The organism is Methanococcus maripaludis C5 (assembly GCF_000016125.1).
GTDB classification, from domain to species: domain Archaea; phylum AGJL01; class Methanococci; order Methanococcales; family Methanococcaceae; genus Methanococcus; species Methanococcus maripaludis_D.
Genome location: NC_009135.1, coordinates 265,000 through 281,164, shown reverse-complemented (window position 1 = coordinate 281,164; position 16,165 = coordinate 265,000). Strand labels below are relative to the sequence as shown.

The window sequence follows — 16,165 nt, the reverse complement described above, 5'->3', positions numbered from 1 at the left end:
TTTTTCCGTTAAATTTTAAAATAATTTTTCAGTCAAAATGTGTTTAAAAAAATAATTTTTATGGTATTTAATTATTACTTTTTTCTTCATCCTGTTCTCGGATTTCTACACGCCTAATTTTCCCACTGATTGTTTTTGGGAGTTCTTTTACAAAGTCAATTGCCCTTGGATATTTGTATGGGGCAGTATTGTGTTTAACGTGATCCTGAAGTTCTTTTTTGAGTTCTTCACTTGCTTCATAATCCCCTGTTAAAACAATTGTAGCTTTAACTATCTGGCCCCTTACAGGATCAGGAACTCCAGTTATGGCGCATTCGAGTACCGCAGGGTGTGAAATAAGTGCACTCTCTACTTCGAAAGGACCAATTCTGTAACCCGAACTTTTGATCAAATCGTCATTTCTTCCAACAAACCAGAGGAACCCATCTTCATCTTTCCATGCGGTGTCGCCAGTATGGTAGTACCCATCGTACCATGATTTTTTGGTTCTTTCAGGGTCTTTGAAGTATCCTGAAAAAAGACCGAGTGGTTTTCCATCTTTTGTCTTGAATACGAGTTCTCCTTCTTCACCAACATCGCATTCTTTTCCATCGGACCCTTTTATCATCAAATCAAAAATTGGTACCGGTTTTCCCATTGATCCAGGTTTAGGATCCATCCACGGGAAGTTTGCAACTGAAACAACTGTTTCAGTCTGTCCAAATCCTTCCATTAATCTGAGACTTGTGAATTCCAAAAATTTGTTGTAAACTTCAGGGTTTAACGGTTCTCCAGCCGTTACAGCATAGTGCAAACTTGAAAAGTCTACTTTTGAAATATCCTGCTTGATCATGAACCTGTAAATTGTAGGTGGTGCGCAGAACGTTGTAATTTTATATTTTGCAATTTTTTCAAGCATGTTTCCTGCATCAAATCTGTCGTAGTCATAGACAAATACCGCAGTTCCTGCAATCCACTGACCATATAGTTTTCCCCAGATACACTTTGCCCAACCACTGTCTGCAACAGTATAGTGAAGTCCATCATCTTCTACGTTTTGCCAGTATTTTGCAGTTGTAATATGTCCTAGAGGATATTCATGGTCGTGCTGGATTAATTTTGGATATCCTGTTGTTCCGGATGAAAAGTATGCAACCAATACATCTTCATTTTTAGTATCCATTTCGCCAACAGGCCTTGTAAACTCTTCTGATGATTCTTCCAATTCTTTTGAAAAATCAATCCAATTTTTGTTGTTTAAATTTACAACACAGGCTTTTAAAACATTAGAATTAATTTCAGATACTGCTTCATCAACGTATTCAGGAACACCGTTTTCACCGATGCATACTATCATTTTTAAGCCTGCTTTTTCAATTCTATATACAATATCTTTTGTTGTAAGCATGTGTGTTGCAGGAATTGCAACAGCCCCGATTTTATGAAGTCCAAGCATACAAAACCAGAATTCATATCTGCTCTTTAATGTGAGCATTACAGTGTCGCCCTTTTTAATTCCGTGTTTTAAAAAGAAATTAGCTGCTTTATCACTGTATTTTTTCATATCTTTGAATGTAAAAATTTTTTCGTCGTTATTGTCATCACACCATATGATTGCAGTCTTTTCGGGTGCAATTTTTGCATATTCATCAACAATATCATAAGCAAAGTTGAAGTTTTCAGGAACGTCTATCTTAAAATTTTCCACAAAGTCTTCGTATGACTCAAAGTCCGTTTTTTTAACATATTTATTAACTAAAGATACCATAATTATACCTTTTTTCGTTTTTAAGATTAAATAACGTATTACATTATAATTGCAAGGAATTTAGCGTTTTTCCCATTTAATGCTTCCATAGCGTGATCATATCCTGAATCAAAGAATATAGAATCTCCTTCTTCCAAAATAACTTCATTATTATGAATGTAAAGTTTTATTGTGCCTTCTAAAATATAGTTAAACTCCTGGCCAGGGTGTGAGTTTTTGGATGGTTTTTTACCGTCAGTTCTAGGCTCAACAGTTACAATAAATGGTTCTGCTTTTTTGTGAACGAATTTTTCAGCCAAATTTTCATATTTGTACTGTTTTCTTCTTTCCACAGAAATTCCTTTTCCTTTTCTCGTAACCGTAAAAATATGCATTCTGGTTTCTTCTCCAGTCAAAAGTAACCCCATATCAACTTCAAACTTGTGTGCAATTTCGTACAAAACACTTGCAGGAACATCGCAGGTTCCTTCTTCATAGTGTTGATAAATTTCGGGTGAAATTTTTAAGTGGTCTGCCATCTCTTCAATTGAAATATCCGAGAGTTCTCTTAATTCGCGAACTCTTGCTGCAATTTCTTTCATTTTTTCTTTCATATTCCGCACCTTTGAAATTAATCAGTTTTAATTTGATAGGGTATTAAACCGCATAATTATTGCAAATTTCGGTTAATCGTGAATGCAAAAACATGAGGGGGTATTTAAAATAACTATTTAATTCCGATATATATAATGATCGATAATTATAATTACAGAATATTGTGTCGACGTATATAAAAGGTTCTTTGAATTAAAAAGAATAATTTTGTGACGTATTAATTAAAAACAAAAAAATAATTTATTCAAGTTTTACAAAACTAATTCCATCCAAACTTGCCACAAAGTTTCCAATGCATTCTTCATTGATTTTTGGATAATCGTTTCTAAAATGTGCCCCTCTTGACTCTTTTCTAAGGAGGGCTGAATTTATTACAATTTCAGAAACTAAAATCATGTTTTCTAGTTCTAATTTTTTTGAAAAGTCCACTATTCCATTTATTGAAACTGATTTTTCCTTTATTTCAACTATTTTTTCAAGAGCTGAGGTTAATCCTTTTTCGTCTCTTAAAATTGAAACAAAATCCCACATTGTCTTTTTTAATTCATCAATTAATGAATATACGTTATCGCCAGAATTTGAATCATTAAATGCATTTTTCAAGTCTTCAATGCATTTTTCAACTGAATTATATACTTTTGAGATATCAATCTCATTTTCAGCATTATCAAATGCATTTTTTCCAGCAATTGCTCCAAAAACTTGCGTATCTGCAAGGGCATTTCCACCAAGCCTGTTTGCACCATGGATTCCACCTGCAACTTCTCCGCAGGCATACAATCCAGAAATACTTGTTTCACAATTTTCGTTTATTTTAATTCCGCCCATGAAGTGGTGTGCCGTTGGAGCTACTTTCATTGGCTCTTTTTTAATGTCTACACCCACAAGCATGAACTGTGAAAGCATAGTTTCGAGCTTTTCTTTAATAATTTCAGGGTCCAAATGAGTTACATCCAGGTAAACCGCACCATCAATACCCCTACCTTCTTGAATCTCATTGTATATTGCCTTAGCAACTACATCTCTTGTTGATAACTCCATTCTTTCGGGATCGTAGTTTTTCATGAATCTTTCTTTATTTTTATTGTATAATATCCCACCTTCGCCCCTTACAGCTTCAGTTACAAGAATTCCTGTTCCAAGCATTCCTGTTGGGTGAAACTGAACCATTTCCATGTCAATTAATTCAGCACCTTCACGATAAGCAATTGCGAATCCATCCCCTACCTTTTGTTTCGGATTTGAAGTTATAGGATAAATCTGTCCTGCACCCCCTGTCGCAAGAATCGTAGATTTTGCATATATCGGATAAATATCGCCATTTAATAAATCTAAAAATACTGCCCCAAAACATTTTTTGAGTTTTTTTTCGTTTTCAAAAACTTCATTGACAATTAATTTTATTGCCATTGTATCTTCCAATATTTTTATGCGCTCAAATTTATTCAGATACTCCATTAATCCTGCAATCATTTCATGGCCAGTACTGTCTCCGCTATAACACGTTCGATTAAAGCTCTGTCCACCAAACGGCCTCTGTGCAAACTCTGCATTTTCTGACCTATCAAAAATACATCCAAATTTTTCCAAGTTCTTAAATTCTTTTGGTGCATTTTTTATCAAAACTTCTACGAGTTTTTTATTGTTTATGTATCCTCCACCCTTCATCGTGTCGGAATAGTGTTTTTCAAATGAATCTTCTGGATTTAGTACTGCATTGTACCCGCCTTCAGCCATTACTGTACATCCGCTTTTTCCGAAAAGGCCTTTTGAAGCGATTACCACATTTTTCTGCCCGCATTCTATTGCTGCCCTTGCTGCAGCACCGCCACCGCCAATTATGAGCACATCTGTTATCATAACATCACCAAATGCCGAAATATTATTTTTTTAATTCCTTAAATACCTCAATGTCCTGCATTGTTATAAGTCCGTTTTCTGCGACCATTTCAACGAGTTTTGGCATTATATCATTTAATTTTTCCTCGTAATCAACACATTCAATTACTGCCGGAAGATTTCTGGAAAGGCGAATTATATCTATTCTAGAAATACCTCTTGTTCCATAACCACAATATCCCTTGAAAACCGTTGCTCCGGCAATTCCATTATTTTTTAGTGTCTTAGTTATTGAATTGATAAGTAATTCCTTTCCATACTTGTCATCTTCTTTTAAATAAATCCTGAGAAGTTTTGCAGATATTTTTTTCATTAAATCACCAGAAAAACATTGATGCGAGTCTTCCAAGATATACCATTCCTAAACATCCAAAAACATTTAATAAAATGTTTAATCCTGCTTTTAAATAATAATTATGTTCCAGCATGGCAAATGACTCATAACTAAATGTAGAAAACGTAGTAAGAGCCCCGCAAAACCCAGTTATTATAAATAACCGATATTCAGGAGATAATGACCCAAATAATGAAGAGTATATTAAAAAGCCAACTATAAAACTTCCCAAAAGATTTACAATAAGAGTACCTGTTGGAATTCCAAATTTTACAGGAATTATTCCGCTAACAAGATATCTCAATATCGCCCCGAAAAATCCACCGAGGCCGATAAGTAGAATTTCTCTCAAAAAATCACCAAATATTCAGATTAGTCTGCCTAACTAAAAGATTTATATAGTATATAATAAAGTATATTCAAGAGTACTTCTTAAAATAATATATAATTTTGGTTGGGCCCGTGGTTTAGCTTGGATAGAATACAGGGCTTCGGACCCTGTGGTCGGGGGTTCAAATCCCTCCGGGCTCGTCAACATTTTTAATGATTGATTTGAGAACTAATTATTCTTTTTTAAAATTATTATAAAAAAATTTAAAATTTTAATTTACCATTTTTTTAAACATTAATACATGAATCCATCGATAAAACGAGCAATAAACTGGCAAATACTGTTTCATACCTTACCTTTTTTATATTTTTTAAGTATATAAAATTGAACTGTTTATTAAAATCTTTCGAGGGGGTTACTGTGAATACCAATTTAAAAATTAATATCCGACCAACAACAGTTTTAGACGTCTCTTTAATCTTCAATTTTATCAAAGAACTTGCAAGATACGAAAATTTAGAAGACCATGTTCTTGCAACCGAAGATATAATAAAAGAATCATTATTTGAAAAAAAAAAGTACGCTGAAGCGTTAATCGTTGAAGCAGATTCAAAAGCTGTCGGTCTTGTTTTATTTTTCCACAATTTTTCAACGTTTCTTGGAAAATCAGGAATCTATATCGAAGATCTTTACATTAAAGAAGAATTTAGAGGAATTGGAATTGGAAGAAAAATATTTGAATATTTATCAAATCTTGCAAAAGAAAGGAATTGCGGGAAAATTGAATGGACAGTTTTAGACGGGAACCCTGCAAGAAAATTCTACGAAAAAATGGGTGGAGTTCCTGTTGAAGACTGGTTAATTTACAGATTAACTGGAGATAAATTAGATGAACTCTCAGAAAAGTATCAATCAAACTCAAAATAAAAATTAAAATAAGCTTAAAAAATTAATCTGCTTTAATTATTTTTTTCAACGTGTTTTCAAGATTATTTATAAAATCCATATAATTTCCTTCATTTACAACCATATAGTCTGCAAGTGATATTACATTGCCAATTGAAAAATTCAATTCTCGTTCATCCCGTTCAACGAAAGTATTCCAGTCATTTGAATCATCTTCCCGGTTTCTGCCAGATAAGCGTTCAAATCTGGTTTTTGGTGAAGAGTGAATCGCAATAATATCGAGTTTGGCATTTTTTCCAAGGTAATTAACTTCATAAATGCTCCTAATTCCTTCGATTATAACAAAATCTTCGTTTTTATATTTTTCATTAACATAATTAAGGCAAGGTACTGCAATTGCCTCGTTTCCATGAATTTCCCGAAGTTTTACAGCAGTATTTCCAACATTTTCGGGATTTAATGTAAGTCCTTGTTTTGATGTTTCATGCCTTACAACATCGCCCATTGAAACGACAATTATTTTATATTTTTCTGCCAATTTTGTAATTGCACTTTTTCCAGATCCAGGCATTCCCGTAATTCCGATTAACTTCATATTATCCCGATTGTTAACGTTTTTCAAGTTTATTTATTTAACTAACTTCACTGAGCGCATCCATTGCTGTGTTGTGCGTATTATTAATTGTATCAATATTTGATTCTTGAACTGCCTTTGAACTTACAATTAAGTGGTAGCCCAAAAGAATTGCCGCAGTAATGACTGCAAGAATCAGAACTGAAAATTCAAGACTTAACTGGCCCTTGTTTGAAAAAAACTTCTTTAAAGCAACAGACATTTTACCACCATTTTATTATATACCTTTAAATTATATAGCTTTGTACCATTTTCATACATTTATAATATTATCTGTAATTTATGGTTTTTATTAGTGATTATTTGGTGAATCCATGATTATTGTGAGAAAATTAAAAAAAAAAAAAGAAGAGATCCAATTTGTTGATTTAACGGATGAAAGAGCGTATTATGGCATAATAAGGCCCGCAAATAATAGAATTACACTTTACAAATGTAGGGAAGAAAAAGCAGGAAATGTAAACCCAGTGCAGCCTTCAAAATTATTAAATTTCGTTAGATCAAATAAAGTCCTTTTAAGTACGGACGAAGAATCGTTAAAATTAGAAGAATTCCTCAAACAAAATAATATTAAATACGGCTATATCGATTTATGCCCATTTTGTATTATCAAAGGCAAATTTAGCGAGATTACGGATAAATACAAAATATACAACAGCGAGACCTGTCTTGAATGTGCAATTGATGAGGTAAAACATGAAGTTGCCGTTAACGAGGAATTCATTGAAAAATTACTTAGAAGATTTAAGGATGCAAACAAAGTAATTGAACTTTTCAAGTCCAAAAATCCGCTTAAAAATCCAGAACTTACGAAATACGATGTTTTAACCGGAAACGTTGATGATGAAATTAAAAATTATAGCATTGATGAACTTGAAGTTCCCGATTTTTTAAAAGAAATTATTAAAAATAGGGGAATAGACGAATTACTTCCAGTTCAGACTCTTTCCGTAAAAGCAGGACTTTTAAAAAATGATAACCTTTTAATTACTTCTGCAACCTCTTCTGGAAAAACTTTGATTGGAGAACTTGCAGGAATTAAAAATATCTCTGAAAAAAAGGGTAAATTTTTATTTTTAGTTCCATTAGTTGCCCTTGCAAATCAAAAGTACGTCGAATTTAAAGATAGATATGAAAAAGAAGGATATTTAGTATCTTTAAGGGTTGGAACCGGAAGACTTTCCGAAAATAAAGGGGGCAATATCAATTCGAGTATCGATTCTGACATAATAATTGGAACCTACGAAGGAATAGATTATTTGATAAGATCGGGAAAATTAAAAGATGTTGGAACCGTTGTAATTGATGAAGTTCACTCCATAAATATGGATGAACGAGGTGCACGTCTTGATGGACTAATTGGAAGATTAAGATACTTATTCACCTGTCAGATGATATATCTATCTGCAACTGTTGGAAATCCCGAAGAATTAGCTTCGAAACTTGGATCAAAACTTGTATTATACAATGGAAGGCCAGTTCCACTTGAACGACATTTAATTTTCACTAAAAACGATTATGGAAAGTTAAATCTTGTAAAAGATATTGTTAAACAGGAATTTGGCTCAAAATCAAAATATGGATTTAGGGGTCAAAGTTTAATATTTACATTTTCAAGAAAAAGAGCAGAATATATCTCAAATTATCTAAACACGAAAGGAATAAAGTCAGATTACTACCATGGCGGAATGGAGTATTCGAAAAGAAGAACTGTTGAAGATAATTTTTTAAAACAAAAAACAATGTGTGTTGTAACTACTGCGGCACTTGCAGCAGGTGTGGATTTTGCAGCATCCACAGTTGTTTTAGAAAGCCTTGCAATGGGTGGAGACTGGTTAAACCCTTCAGAATTCCAGCAGATGTGCGGTAGGGCGGGAAGAAAAGGAATGCATGATAAGGGAAAAGTTTACAGCCTTGTTGAAATTGGTAAGAAATATCATGCTAAAATGGAAAATTCAGAGGATGAAATTTCGTTTAAACTGCTAAATTCTGAACCCGAAGAAGTTTCTTTGGAATACAATGAAGATGAAGAATTTGAACAGGTTTTAGCAAACATCTGTTCAATTAAAAATTACAAAAATAAAGTTACGATTCCTGACGTTTCAAAAGTTCCAGTTCTTGGGAAAAATTTGGGTTTAAATTATGTTTTAGAATCGCTTTCCAGCTTTCAGATGCTTGATTTACAAAATAAAAACATAAATACAACCCGATACGGTTATGCTACATCAATTTCATTCTTGTATCCAAAAGATGCAGAAAAAATAAGGAAAAATTTGCATAAAAACCCTATTGATTTGGTAGTGTCCATTTCACCATTTGAAAATGTGTATATTCCTGCAAACTTAAAGAATAAAATCACAAAAACTACAAATACAAACATTCCAACCAGATTTATCGATGCTTTCGAAGTAATAAAGGAAAACTTCGAAAAAATAAAGGATAAAACCTTAAGGGATGAAATACTGCCGTGGTTGATTGAATTTGACGGAATGATTGAAGAAGATATTATTAACTACAATTCCAAAAAAGTTCTTAATTTAAGAATAAACAAAAAAACACCGCTTCAGATATCAAAAATCATTCATGATATATTAAAACTTCAAACATACAGTGGAGATATCTATTCATACCTTGAAACTGCGATAAATACTTTGGATGCAGTTGAAAGAATTGGAAATATTTACAATAAAAATATAGCAAAAGAATCTGGAAAATTAAAGAAAAAAATGGAAAATCCATACAAAAATTAACTAAAATCTATTTTTTTAATTCCGAAATAAGAATAAATATCGATTGGATCCTCAGAATTAAACCTGTTTTCTTCTTTTGTAAAATTCAAAAATTCCTCCAAAAATTCAATACCTCCGCCATAATTTACCGCTCTTGGATGTATTGAAAGGAAATATTTATCTTCTGACTCAAAATATTCTTTTTTAGCCATTTCTAATTGATTTTCAGCATTATTTTCTTCGAGATACCAAGTATATTCCTTGTTTGTAATATTATATTTATAAACTGTACTATTATTCATTTCAAAAGCATATTGTCCAATAATTACTGAAAAACCATTATCAAGCATTGCTTTTTTTGAATCTTCGGAAATCCCATATCTTGGTGGAAGAATGTAAGAAATACCATCAATTTTGTAGTAATTTAATATTTCAAGAGATTTTTCTATTTTTTCGGTCGCAAGGGTACAATTGCAGTCAAATTCGCATTCGATATGATCATAACCGTGTAATTCAATATTATATCCTTTTGTTCGGAGATATCGAATATATTTAACGAAATCCTGATTTTCTTCTAATGGATATTCGTTTGCATGGTTAACTATCAAAAAAAGGTACGTTCTTTCAGGATACCCATATTTGCTAATTACTTCGTCAATCTCTTTTAAATCATCCAAATAAACCGGACTAACGTCATGGATTAAAATTATAGGTTCAAAACGATTTTTTTCTATTTCGTTAGAATTGTCTTCCAAAGAGTATCTGGCGAAGTTTGCCGATAAAATTAAAATTAAAGTAAAGAAAATTAGGGTTTTCCTTTTCAAAAATATCCCCATAAAAATGGTTGATGATTATTTGAAAATAGGGTGTTTTGCAATATATAATACCATATTATTTATTAATCTAAATTAACAAATTAATATATCCAAAATAAAAAATGCGCCAGTCGGGATTTGAACCCGAGTTACTGGCTTGGAAGGCCAAAGTGATACCAGGCTACACCACTGGCGCACGTTTAATCTTTAGAGATGCGGCCTCCGGGATTTGAACCCGGGTGTCGGCCGTGGCAGGGCCGTATGATACCAGTCTACATCAAAGCCGCTATTTTATTCCCTTTCTCACTCATCTCAGAGCATAGTACACATTGTAGTATATTATATATAAACTTTTCGGTTGAGTTGGATGCTAAATGATTGTTCTTCAAAATAAAAGAAAATTCCCATATTAATTTTATATACAAAAAATATTATAACTAGATAGGTAAGATTAGATTATTGTTTCGAGAAAATTTGGTTTTTGAGATTGGTCGGTCAAACTTCTTTAGGAGGATCATTTATGGATTTAGGAACTACCAAATATATCATATACACCGAACTCATTGCAGATGGTTATGTTGAAAAGCATGACGTGATCGGCGCAATTTTCGGCCAGACCGAAGGATTGCTGAGTAATGAACTCGATTTGAGAGATTTACAAAAAAGTGGGCGAATTGGAAGAATAGACGTTGACCTTGAAAATATCAACGGAAAATCTTTTGCCAAAATAACACTACCTTCAAGCCTTGACAAGGTTGAAACGTCGATACTTGCAGCGACTCTTGAAACGATTGATAGAGTTGGACCCTGTTTTGCCACGGTTAAAATAACCGAAGTTGAAGATATTCGAGTCTCAAAAAGACAGTATATCACAAACCGAGCTAGATCTATTTTAAGAAAATTAATGGACGAAATGATTGACACCTACGAAATAACGGAAGAAATCAAAGAGTCATTGAGAACTGAAGAAATTATGGAGTATGGGCCAGAAAACCTTCCTTGTGGTCCAAATGTAGTCCATTCTGATTCAATTATTGTTGTTGAAGGAAGAGCCGATGTTTTAAATCTTTTAAGATGCGGAATTAAAAATACAGTGGCTGTTGAAGGAACATCCGTTCCAAAATCAATCATGGAATTAACAAAGAAAAAAACAACAACTGCGTTCACAGATGGTGATAGGGGAGGAGAATTGATTTTAAAAGAACTCCTTCAAACCTGTGATATAGACTACGTTGCAAGAGCGCCATACGGTAAAGAAGTTGAAGGAACGTCCAAAAAAGAAATAATGAAATGTTTAAGGTCGAAAGTTCCTGTTGAACAGATCGTTGGAAATACCTGTAATGATGCATGTAATGTTTCCAAAGTTATCGAAGACACACCAAAAGAGATTTTTGAACCGGTAACGCATAAATATTACGAAAAAGTCGAAACACCAGTTATAGAACCTGTTTTTGAGGGCCCTGTAGTCGAAGAAGAAATAGTTGTTGTAGAACCTGTAAAAAAAACCGAAACTGAGATTATCGATGTTGATGCCACGAACGAAATTCAGGCCGATAGAAAATTCAGCGGTGTTAAAGAAATAGTCGATAGCATTAAAAACACAGGCAACGTTAAGTTTGTTGTTGATGGAACTGAAAAAACAAACACGTTCAAAGAATTTCTAACAAATATCCATGAAATCAAAAAAATGGACTTCTTTGCAGCAGACATGCCTATAAGTCAGAAGATAGTGGATTTACTTTACGACAAGACCCCGATAATTGTTGGAAAAGAAATAAATGTTACTAAAAAACCCGTAAACCTTCGATTATTTTCATTCGACGAAATTGTAGCTTAAAAACAATTTCTTTTTAAATTTAAAGGTGATTGAATGCATAAGGATGAACTCATCCAATTACACCAACTCTTAGTTTACATGAGAAAAGATTTGGCAAGAAAATTTGGAATCGAACTTGAAGAATCATTTAAAGAATACGATGAATTAAATATACGGCCCCACCACATCCACAGGACCAAATCAGAACACACTTTTGCTATTTTTTTATTATCTGGGACAATCGGAAAGATACTGTCTGAAAAAGGCAATGTTCCTAGAAGTGTTGCAAGCAGGTTAAGCGATACCGGCGAAAAATTAAGTAAAGAAATTGCTAGAAAAAAACGATAATCTTTTTATTTTTGTTTAATTTACTTTTCAGGTGGTTATATGGTAAAAAACCTAGTAAATTCTATTGAAAAACTTGTTTTTGAGAAATCTACCAAAAAATTTGGAGTTTCGAGAATTTTAAAAGAAAATGATGACAAACCAGTTTTCATTGAAGATGTAAATGGGTATCCAGTTATTGGAAATTTATGTACAAGAGACGTTATTGCAAACAGCCTCGGAATTAAAAAAGAAGATTTAATGAAACACATGGTTGAGTCAATCAACAATGAGAAAAAAGGGGAATTAATTGTCGATGAAAATTTAGAAAAACTCTATATCGATGATGATTTAGAAAAAATTCACGAATACCCAATTCCAACATACTATGGAAAAGATGCTGGACCATACCTAACTTCAGGAGTCGTTATCGTAAAGGATAACGATGAAGGAATAAACGCATCAATTCACAGGATTTTAGTCAGGTCTGACGGTAATTTGGCCATTAGAATGGTTGAACAAAGACACCTTCACTACATATACAATAAAAACATTGGCGATGGCGAAGTAGACTGTGCAATTGTTATTGGAGTTCATCCTGCAGTTTTACTTGCGGCTTCAACCTCAGGAGATGTTTCATTTAATGAATTAAAATACGCTTCTGCATTAATGAAAAAACCATTAAATTTAGTAAAATGTAAAACCGTTGATTTAGAAGTTCCAGAAGCAGAATTCATTATTGAAGCAAAAATTACGGCAGAAATGGTTGATGAAGGGCCATTCGTTGACATCACAGGAACCTACGATGTTATACGAAAACAACCATTGATTAAAATAACTGCACTTAGAAGAAAAGAAGGTGCAATATTCCACGCGTTACTTCCTGGGGGAAGTGAGCACAAAATCTTGATGGGTTTACCTCAAGAACCTAGAATGTATAAAGGAATAAGAAACACTGTTCCATCACTTAAAAACGTTGCTTTAACACAAGGTGGATGCTGCTGGTTAAATGCTGTTGTTTCAATTGACAAAAAAACAGAAGGGGACGGTAAGAACGCAATCCTTGCAGCACTTGCAGCACATCCTAGTTTAAAACATGTAACTGTTGTAGATGGTGACATCAACATTTACGATGCAAACGATGTAGAATACGCAGTTGCTACAAGAGTTCAAAGTGATAAGGATATTGTAATCATTTCTGGAGCTAAAGGCTCATCTTTAGATCCATCCGCGGATCACAAAAATAAATTAACTGCAAAGATGGGAATTGATGCTACGATGAGTTTATTAAAAGGAAAAGAGGAATTTATCAGGGCAGAAGTTCCTGAAGATGATGAATAATCTTAAAAAACTTATACTTTTTTAACTTTTTTAAAAATTTTATTTGAAAAAAATAATATAAAATATTTAATTAATCTTTAATTAATTCTTTTCCTTTTGTTACAACGATTTTACAAGCGGTTGGCAATTTCATTGAACATCTTCTTAATGCTTCTTTTGCAGCGTAAAATCTTTCAGGATTTACACCGATTGTGATGATTTCTTGTCCTTTTTTAACTTTTGCAGCTGTTCCAACAGCTTTACCGAATGATAATCTCATTCCATCGGAAATCCTGTCCGCACCTGCTCCTGCAGCCATTTTGTTTTCCCTTAAGATTTCGTGTGGGTAAACTCTGATGTTGAATAAGTATCCGGTTCTACCGCACTCACCCATAATGTATTTGTTACCTGCAATCCTTGAGGATTCTAAAGCGTTGTGTCTGATCAAGATATCTGATTTTGATACAAGCTGTACTTCTACAGGGAATTCAACACTTGAGTTTCCCATAACATAGTGAACAACTTTTGGTTGCGGTACTGCTCTTACGTACTCTTTTCTTGTGTATGATCTTCTTTCTGTGGTTCTGTAACATCTTGCTGGTCTTAGTGCCATAATTGTTCCTCCATATGTTTCGTGTTTGTAAAAAAGCCATTCATAAGCGTGCTACAATATACATCTATCTAATGATATATAAACATTTCTTAAAGCAAAACGTGCTAAAAAATTTAAAAAAGGTCTTTACTTCTTTGATTTTTTAAAGCCATTTATTCTTTTATTTATTCTGTGTTTTATTCCATCAATTCCGTAATTATCCCTCGTTATTGCTGGAACAAAATTATCAAGCCACTGTCTCCAAGGGGGTAAAAATCCAAGTGTTTCAGAAACTCTGTCAAGGTGGTTATCCCATTCTGAATTTTTTATTTTATCCATTTTATTTACAACAAATATGGGGTTTAATTCAAGTTCCTCTAAAAAATCAGCCATTTCAAGATCAATTGGAACTTCTCCTTTGTTGTCCCACCTCTCAACTATATCCATGAAAGATTTAGCATCCAGTATGTGAATTGATGCGGCAATTGTATTTTTATTGTCTTCAACATAGTCTATGATCTGATCTTTAATTTTTTCCTGCGCTTTTTTTTCAATTCCCTCCATGAATCCAAAACCCGGAAGGTCTACCAAAATATACGTTCCCATATCATACTCAGTAATTTTTAGTGTAACTCCAGGCTTTTTACCAACCCGCACATTCTTTCCAGTTACAATTTTTACAAAAGTAGATTTTCCGACATTTGAACGGCCCATTACAATTACTTTCGGTCGCTCATCTGCTTTCTTTTCGGTTCGAATATATTTTTTAAATTTTTGAATATCTTGTGTGCCAATATTGTTATTTTCATTGTTCGTGTTTTCGTACTGCATAATATCACTTGATTATTTAAAATATGTTGAAAGTAATTTTAAAACTAGATGATTCTTAAAATCATAATATGTGTCCAGATATGCTGCATAGGCGTCAAAAGGTGTTGAAAAATGGCTGAAATAAGAGTGTACATCCATATCATTAAAACCTTTCGTGCACATATAGTAAAAATTATCACTAGTCTGCATGTTCTTATAGATTTTATATTCTATTAACTCTTTTCGCTCTTTTTCATCAAATTGCTGTAAGTACTGGTTTAGGTATCCCCTTATTTCTTTTAATTTCTGGAATGATAACTGCTGCATTTTACTTCCAAGCCATGCACTAATGTCTCTTTCTGAATCTGCCCATGAAAGAGTTGAAAATTCAAAAACATCGATAGTATCTTTTGGTTTACAAAGTTCAAGAATTTCAGAAGGCGTTGCATATTCAATGTGGTTGTGGTTATCCAGTTCTTTTGGAAGGTGCCTTAAAAATTCAAAAATTCCTGTATCATACCACTGGTGCTCTCCAAACGTTTCATAGTCCATGTATAAATTTATACAGTCTCCCGGAGTATTTGAAACCCATTTTGCATATTTATCAGCCATTAGCGGGTATTCTTTCCAATTCCTTGATGAAAATCTAAAACCAATATCATCGCTTAAATTGTAATTTCTAAGAAGTACATTTAATCCACATAAAGAACTATAAACGTAATTTGGTGACCTCCAATCTAAAATACGGTTAGCGCCTTCAGTAAACATTCCGTTAAATCCCATGTCTTTAATAGTTTCTGCAATTTTGTTGTTAAAAATCAGCTCAGTATTTCTAAAAGTCGTTGTTTTGTATCCAAAAAGATCTTTTATCAAGTTTTTATGTTCAAGAATATCTTCTTTAAATTCTTCATGTTCTTCAAAAAGACTCGATAATGAATGGTGGTAAGTTTCACCTAAAAATTCTACATTTCCAGTTTTTGCTAAATCTCTGAATAATTCAACGACTTCTTCATTAAATTCGAGAGCCTGCTCTAAAAAAACACCAGTAATACTGTAAGATATCTCGATATCGTAATTATCGATTAATTCAAGCATTATCATGTTTGATGGAATATAGCACTTATCAGCTACCTTGTTAAAAATTTCTTTGTTTAATTCTACGTCAACATAGCGGCCCCAAAGATCCCCACTGTTTAAATTTACAGATTTTCTAAGCCTGTTTGGTTGATGGACCTCAAAATTAAGAGACAGCAACACAATTATCCCCCACAGATTTAAAGTACATAAAAATAGTGTTTTTAATAGTATATAATA

The 16,165-nt window shown here is 33.1% G+C and carries 16 protein-coding genes and 3 tRNA genes; 6 read left to right on the top strand and 13 right to left on the bottom strand.

The genetic code is table 11. The features are described 5' to 3' along the window. Positions 1–67: 67 nt before the first annotated feature. The 5 genes from MMARC5_RS01625 to crcB all read right to left on the bottom strand — a co-directional run bounded on the left by MMARC5_RS01625 (position 68) and on the right by crcB (position 4,926). Positions 68–1,747, bottom strand: a complete 1,680-nt coding sequence (locus tag MMARC5_RS01625; RefSeq protein ID WP_011868088.1) for an AMP-binding protein — start codon at positions 1,745–1,747, stop codon at positions 68–70. A 38-nt stretch (positions 1,748–1,785) separates the two neighbouring features. Beyond that, positions 1,786–2,340: a helix-turn-helix domain-containing protein gene (locus MMARC5_RS01620; RefSeq protein ID WP_011868087.1), complete on the bottom strand. Its 555-nt coding sequence runs from the start codon at positions 2,338–2,340 to the stop codon at positions 1,786–1,788. A 241-nt stretch (positions 2,341–2,581) separates the two neighbouring features. Next, positions 2,582–4,201 (bottom strand): fumarate reductase (CoM/CoB) subunit TfrA, encoded by a 1,620-nt coding sequence (gene tfrA, locus MMARC5_RS01615; RefSeq protein WP_011868086.1) that lies wholly within the window; start codon positions 4,199–4,201, stop codon positions 2,582–2,584. Between the two features lie 22 nt (positions 4,202–4,223). After that, positions 4,224–4,553: a DUF190 domain-containing protein gene (locus MMARC5_RS01610; RefSeq protein WP_011868085.1), complete on the bottom strand. Its 330-nt coding sequence runs from the start codon at positions 4,551–4,553 to the stop codon at positions 4,224–4,226. A gap of 4 nt (positions 4,554–4,557) precedes the next feature. Beyond that, positions 4,558–4,926 (bottom strand): fluoride efflux transporter CrcB, encoded by a 369-nt coding sequence (gene crcB, locus MMARC5_RS01605; RefSeq protein ID WP_011868084.1) that lies wholly within the window; start codon positions 4,924–4,926, stop codon positions 4,558–4,560. A 104-nt stretch (positions 4,927–5,030) separates the two neighbouring features. On the opposite strand from crcB, the gene MMARC5_RS01600 reads away from it, so the two are divergent. Together MMARC5_RS01600 and MMARC5_RS01595 are read left to right on the top strand one after the other, a co-directional pair. Further along, positions 5,031–5,105: transfer RNA gene (locus MMARC5_RS01600), tRNA-Arg, on the top strand. A 220-nt stretch (positions 5,106–5,325) separates the two neighbouring features. Continuing rightward, positions 5,326–5,832, top strand: a complete 507-nt coding sequence (locus MMARC5_RS01595; protein ID WP_011868083.1) for a GNAT family N-acetyltransferase — start codon at positions 5,326–5,328, stop codon at positions 5,830–5,832. A gap of 22 nt (positions 5,833–5,854) precedes the next feature. Here the strand turns inward: MMARC5_RS01595 and MMARC5_RS01590 are convergent, their stop codons facing one another. Together MMARC5_RS01590 and MMARC5_RS01585 are read right to left on the bottom strand one after the other, a co-directional pair. Continuing rightward, positions 5,855–6,406 (bottom strand): AAA family ATPase, encoded by a 552-nt coding sequence (locus MMARC5_RS01590; protein WP_011868082.1) that lies wholly within the window; start codon positions 6,404–6,406, stop codon positions 5,855–5,857. Between the two features lie 37 nt (positions 6,407–6,443). After that, positions 6,444–6,647, bottom strand: a complete 204-nt coding sequence (locus MMARC5_RS01585; protein WP_011868081.1) for a class III signal peptide-containing protein — start codon at positions 6,645–6,647, stop codon at positions 6,444–6,446. Positions 6,648–6,759: 112 nt separating this feature from the next. Here MMARC5_RS01585 and MMARC5_RS01580 point away from each other — a divergent pair, with 112 nt between their 5' ends. Next, on the top strand, positions 6,760–9,195 hold the full coding sequence (locus tag MMARC5_RS01580; protein WP_011868080.1) for a DUF5814 domain-containing protein: 2,436 nt from the start codon (positions 6,760–6,762) through the stop codon (positions 9,193–9,195). Here the strand turns inward: MMARC5_RS01580 and MMARC5_RS01575 are convergent. From MMARC5_RS01575 to MMARC5_RS01565, 3 genes are all read right to left on the bottom strand, one after another. After that, the gene (locus MMARC5_RS01575) at positions 9,192–9,998 is read right to left on the bottom strand and encodes a DUF2334 domain-containing protein (RefSeq protein WP_011868079.1); all 807 of its coding nucleotides are present in this window, start codon (positions 9,996–9,998) and stop codon (positions 9,192–9,194) included. The genes MMARC5_RS01580 and MMARC5_RS01575 overlap by 4 nt on opposite strands. A 114-nt stretch (positions 9,999–10,112) precedes the next feature. Then, a tRNA-Gly gene (locus MMARC5_RS01570) sits at positions 10,113–10,185 on the bottom strand. Positions 10,186–10,203: 18 nt separating this feature from the next. Next, positions 10,204–10,276 (bottom strand) — tRNA-Gly (locus MMARC5_RS01565). Between the two features lie 233 nt (positions 10,277–10,509). Here MMARC5_RS01565 and dnaG point away from each other — a divergent pair. From dnaG to MMARC5_RS01550, 3 genes are read left to right on the top strand one after another with little or no spacing between them, the layout of a single operon-like run. Continuing rightward, positions 10,510–11,826: a DNA primase DnaG gene (gene dnaG, locus MMARC5_RS01560; protein ID WP_011868078.1), complete on the top strand. Its 1,317-nt coding sequence runs from the start codon at positions 10,510–10,512 to the stop codon at positions 11,824–11,826. 33 nt (positions 11,827–11,859) lie between these two features. Then, positions 11,860–12,153, top strand: coding sequence for a UPF0058 family protein (locus tag MMARC5_RS01555; RefSeq protein ID WP_011868077.1), 294 nt, complete (start codon positions 11,860–11,862; stop codon positions 12,151–12,153). Positions 12,154–12,192: 39 nt separating this feature from the next. Further along, entirely contained in the window at positions 12,193–13,470 is a 1,278-nt protein-coding gene (locus tag MMARC5_RS01550) for a UbiD family decarboxylase (protein WP_011868076.1), read from the top strand. A 70-nt stretch (positions 13,471–13,540) separates the two neighbouring features. On the opposite strand, the gene rplJ is transcribed toward MMARC5_RS01550, so the two are convergent. The 3 genes from rplJ to MMARC5_RS01535 form a co-directional block, all read right to left on the bottom strand. Continuing rightward, positions 13,541–14,062: a 50S ribosomal protein L16 gene (gene rplJ / locus MMARC5_RS01545; protein WP_011868075.1), complete on the bottom strand. Its 522-nt coding sequence runs from the start codon at positions 14,060–14,062 to the stop codon at positions 13,541–13,543. 126 nt (positions 14,063–14,188) lie between these two features. Then, entirely contained in the window at positions 14,189–14,872 is a 684-nt protein-coding gene (gene engB / locus MMARC5_RS01540; protein WP_011868074.1) for a GTP-binding protein EngB, read from the bottom strand. A 12-nt stretch (positions 14,873–14,884) separates the two neighbouring features. Then, positions 14,885–16,108, bottom strand: coding sequence for a glycoside hydrolase family 57 protein (locus MMARC5_RS01535; RefSeq protein ID WP_011868073.1), 1,224 nt, complete (start codon positions 16,106–16,108; stop codon positions 14,885–14,887). Between the last annotated feature and the right edge of the window lie 57 nt (positions 16,109–16,165).

Coding starts and splice junctions, on each gene's coding strand:
- MMARC5_RS01625 (WP_011868088.1), bottom strand. CDS start 1,747: ATGGTATCTTTAGTTAATAAATATGTTAAAAAAACGGACTTTGAGTCA.
- MMARC5_RS01620 (WP_011868087.1), bottom strand. CDS start 2,340: ATGAAAGAAAAAATGAAAGAAATTGCAGCAAGAGTTCGCGAATTAAGA.
- tfrA (WP_011868086.1), bottom strand. CDS start 4,201: ATGATAACAGATGTGCTCATAATTGGCGGTGGCGGTGCTGCAGCAAGG.
- MMARC5_RS01610 (WP_011868085.1), bottom strand. CDS start 4,553: ATGAAAAAAATATCTGCAAAACTTCTCAGGATTTATTTAAAAGAAGAT.
- MMARC5_RS01590 (WP_011868082.1), bottom strand. CDS start 6,406: ATGAAGTTAATCGGAATTACGGGAATGCCTGGATCTGGAAAAAGTGCA.
- MMARC5_RS01585 (WP_011868081.1), bottom strand. CDS start 6,647: ATGTCTGTTGCTTTAAAGAAGTTTTTTTCAAACAAGGGCCAGTTAAGT.
- MMARC5_RS01580 (WP_011868080.1), top strand. CDS start 6,760: ATGATTATTGTGAGAAAATTAAAAAAAAAAAAAGAAGAGATCCAATTT.
- dnaG (WP_011868078.1), top strand. CDS start 10,510: ATGGATTTAGGAACTACCAAATATATCATATACACCGAACTCATTGCA.
- MMARC5_RS01555 (WP_011868077.1), top strand. CDS start 11,860: ATGCATAAGGATGAACTCATCCAATTACACCAACTCTTAGTTTACATG.
- MMARC5_RS01550 (WP_011868076.1), top strand. CDS start 12,193: ATGGTAAAAAACCTAGTAAATTCTATTGAAAAACTTGTTTTTGAGAAA.
- rplJ (WP_011868075.1), bottom strand. CDS start 14,062: ATGGCACTAAGACCAGCAAGATGTTACAGAACCACAGAAAGAAGATCA.
- engB (WP_011868074.1), bottom strand. CDS start 14,872: ATGCAGTACGAAAACACGAACAATGAAAATAACAATATTGGCACACAA.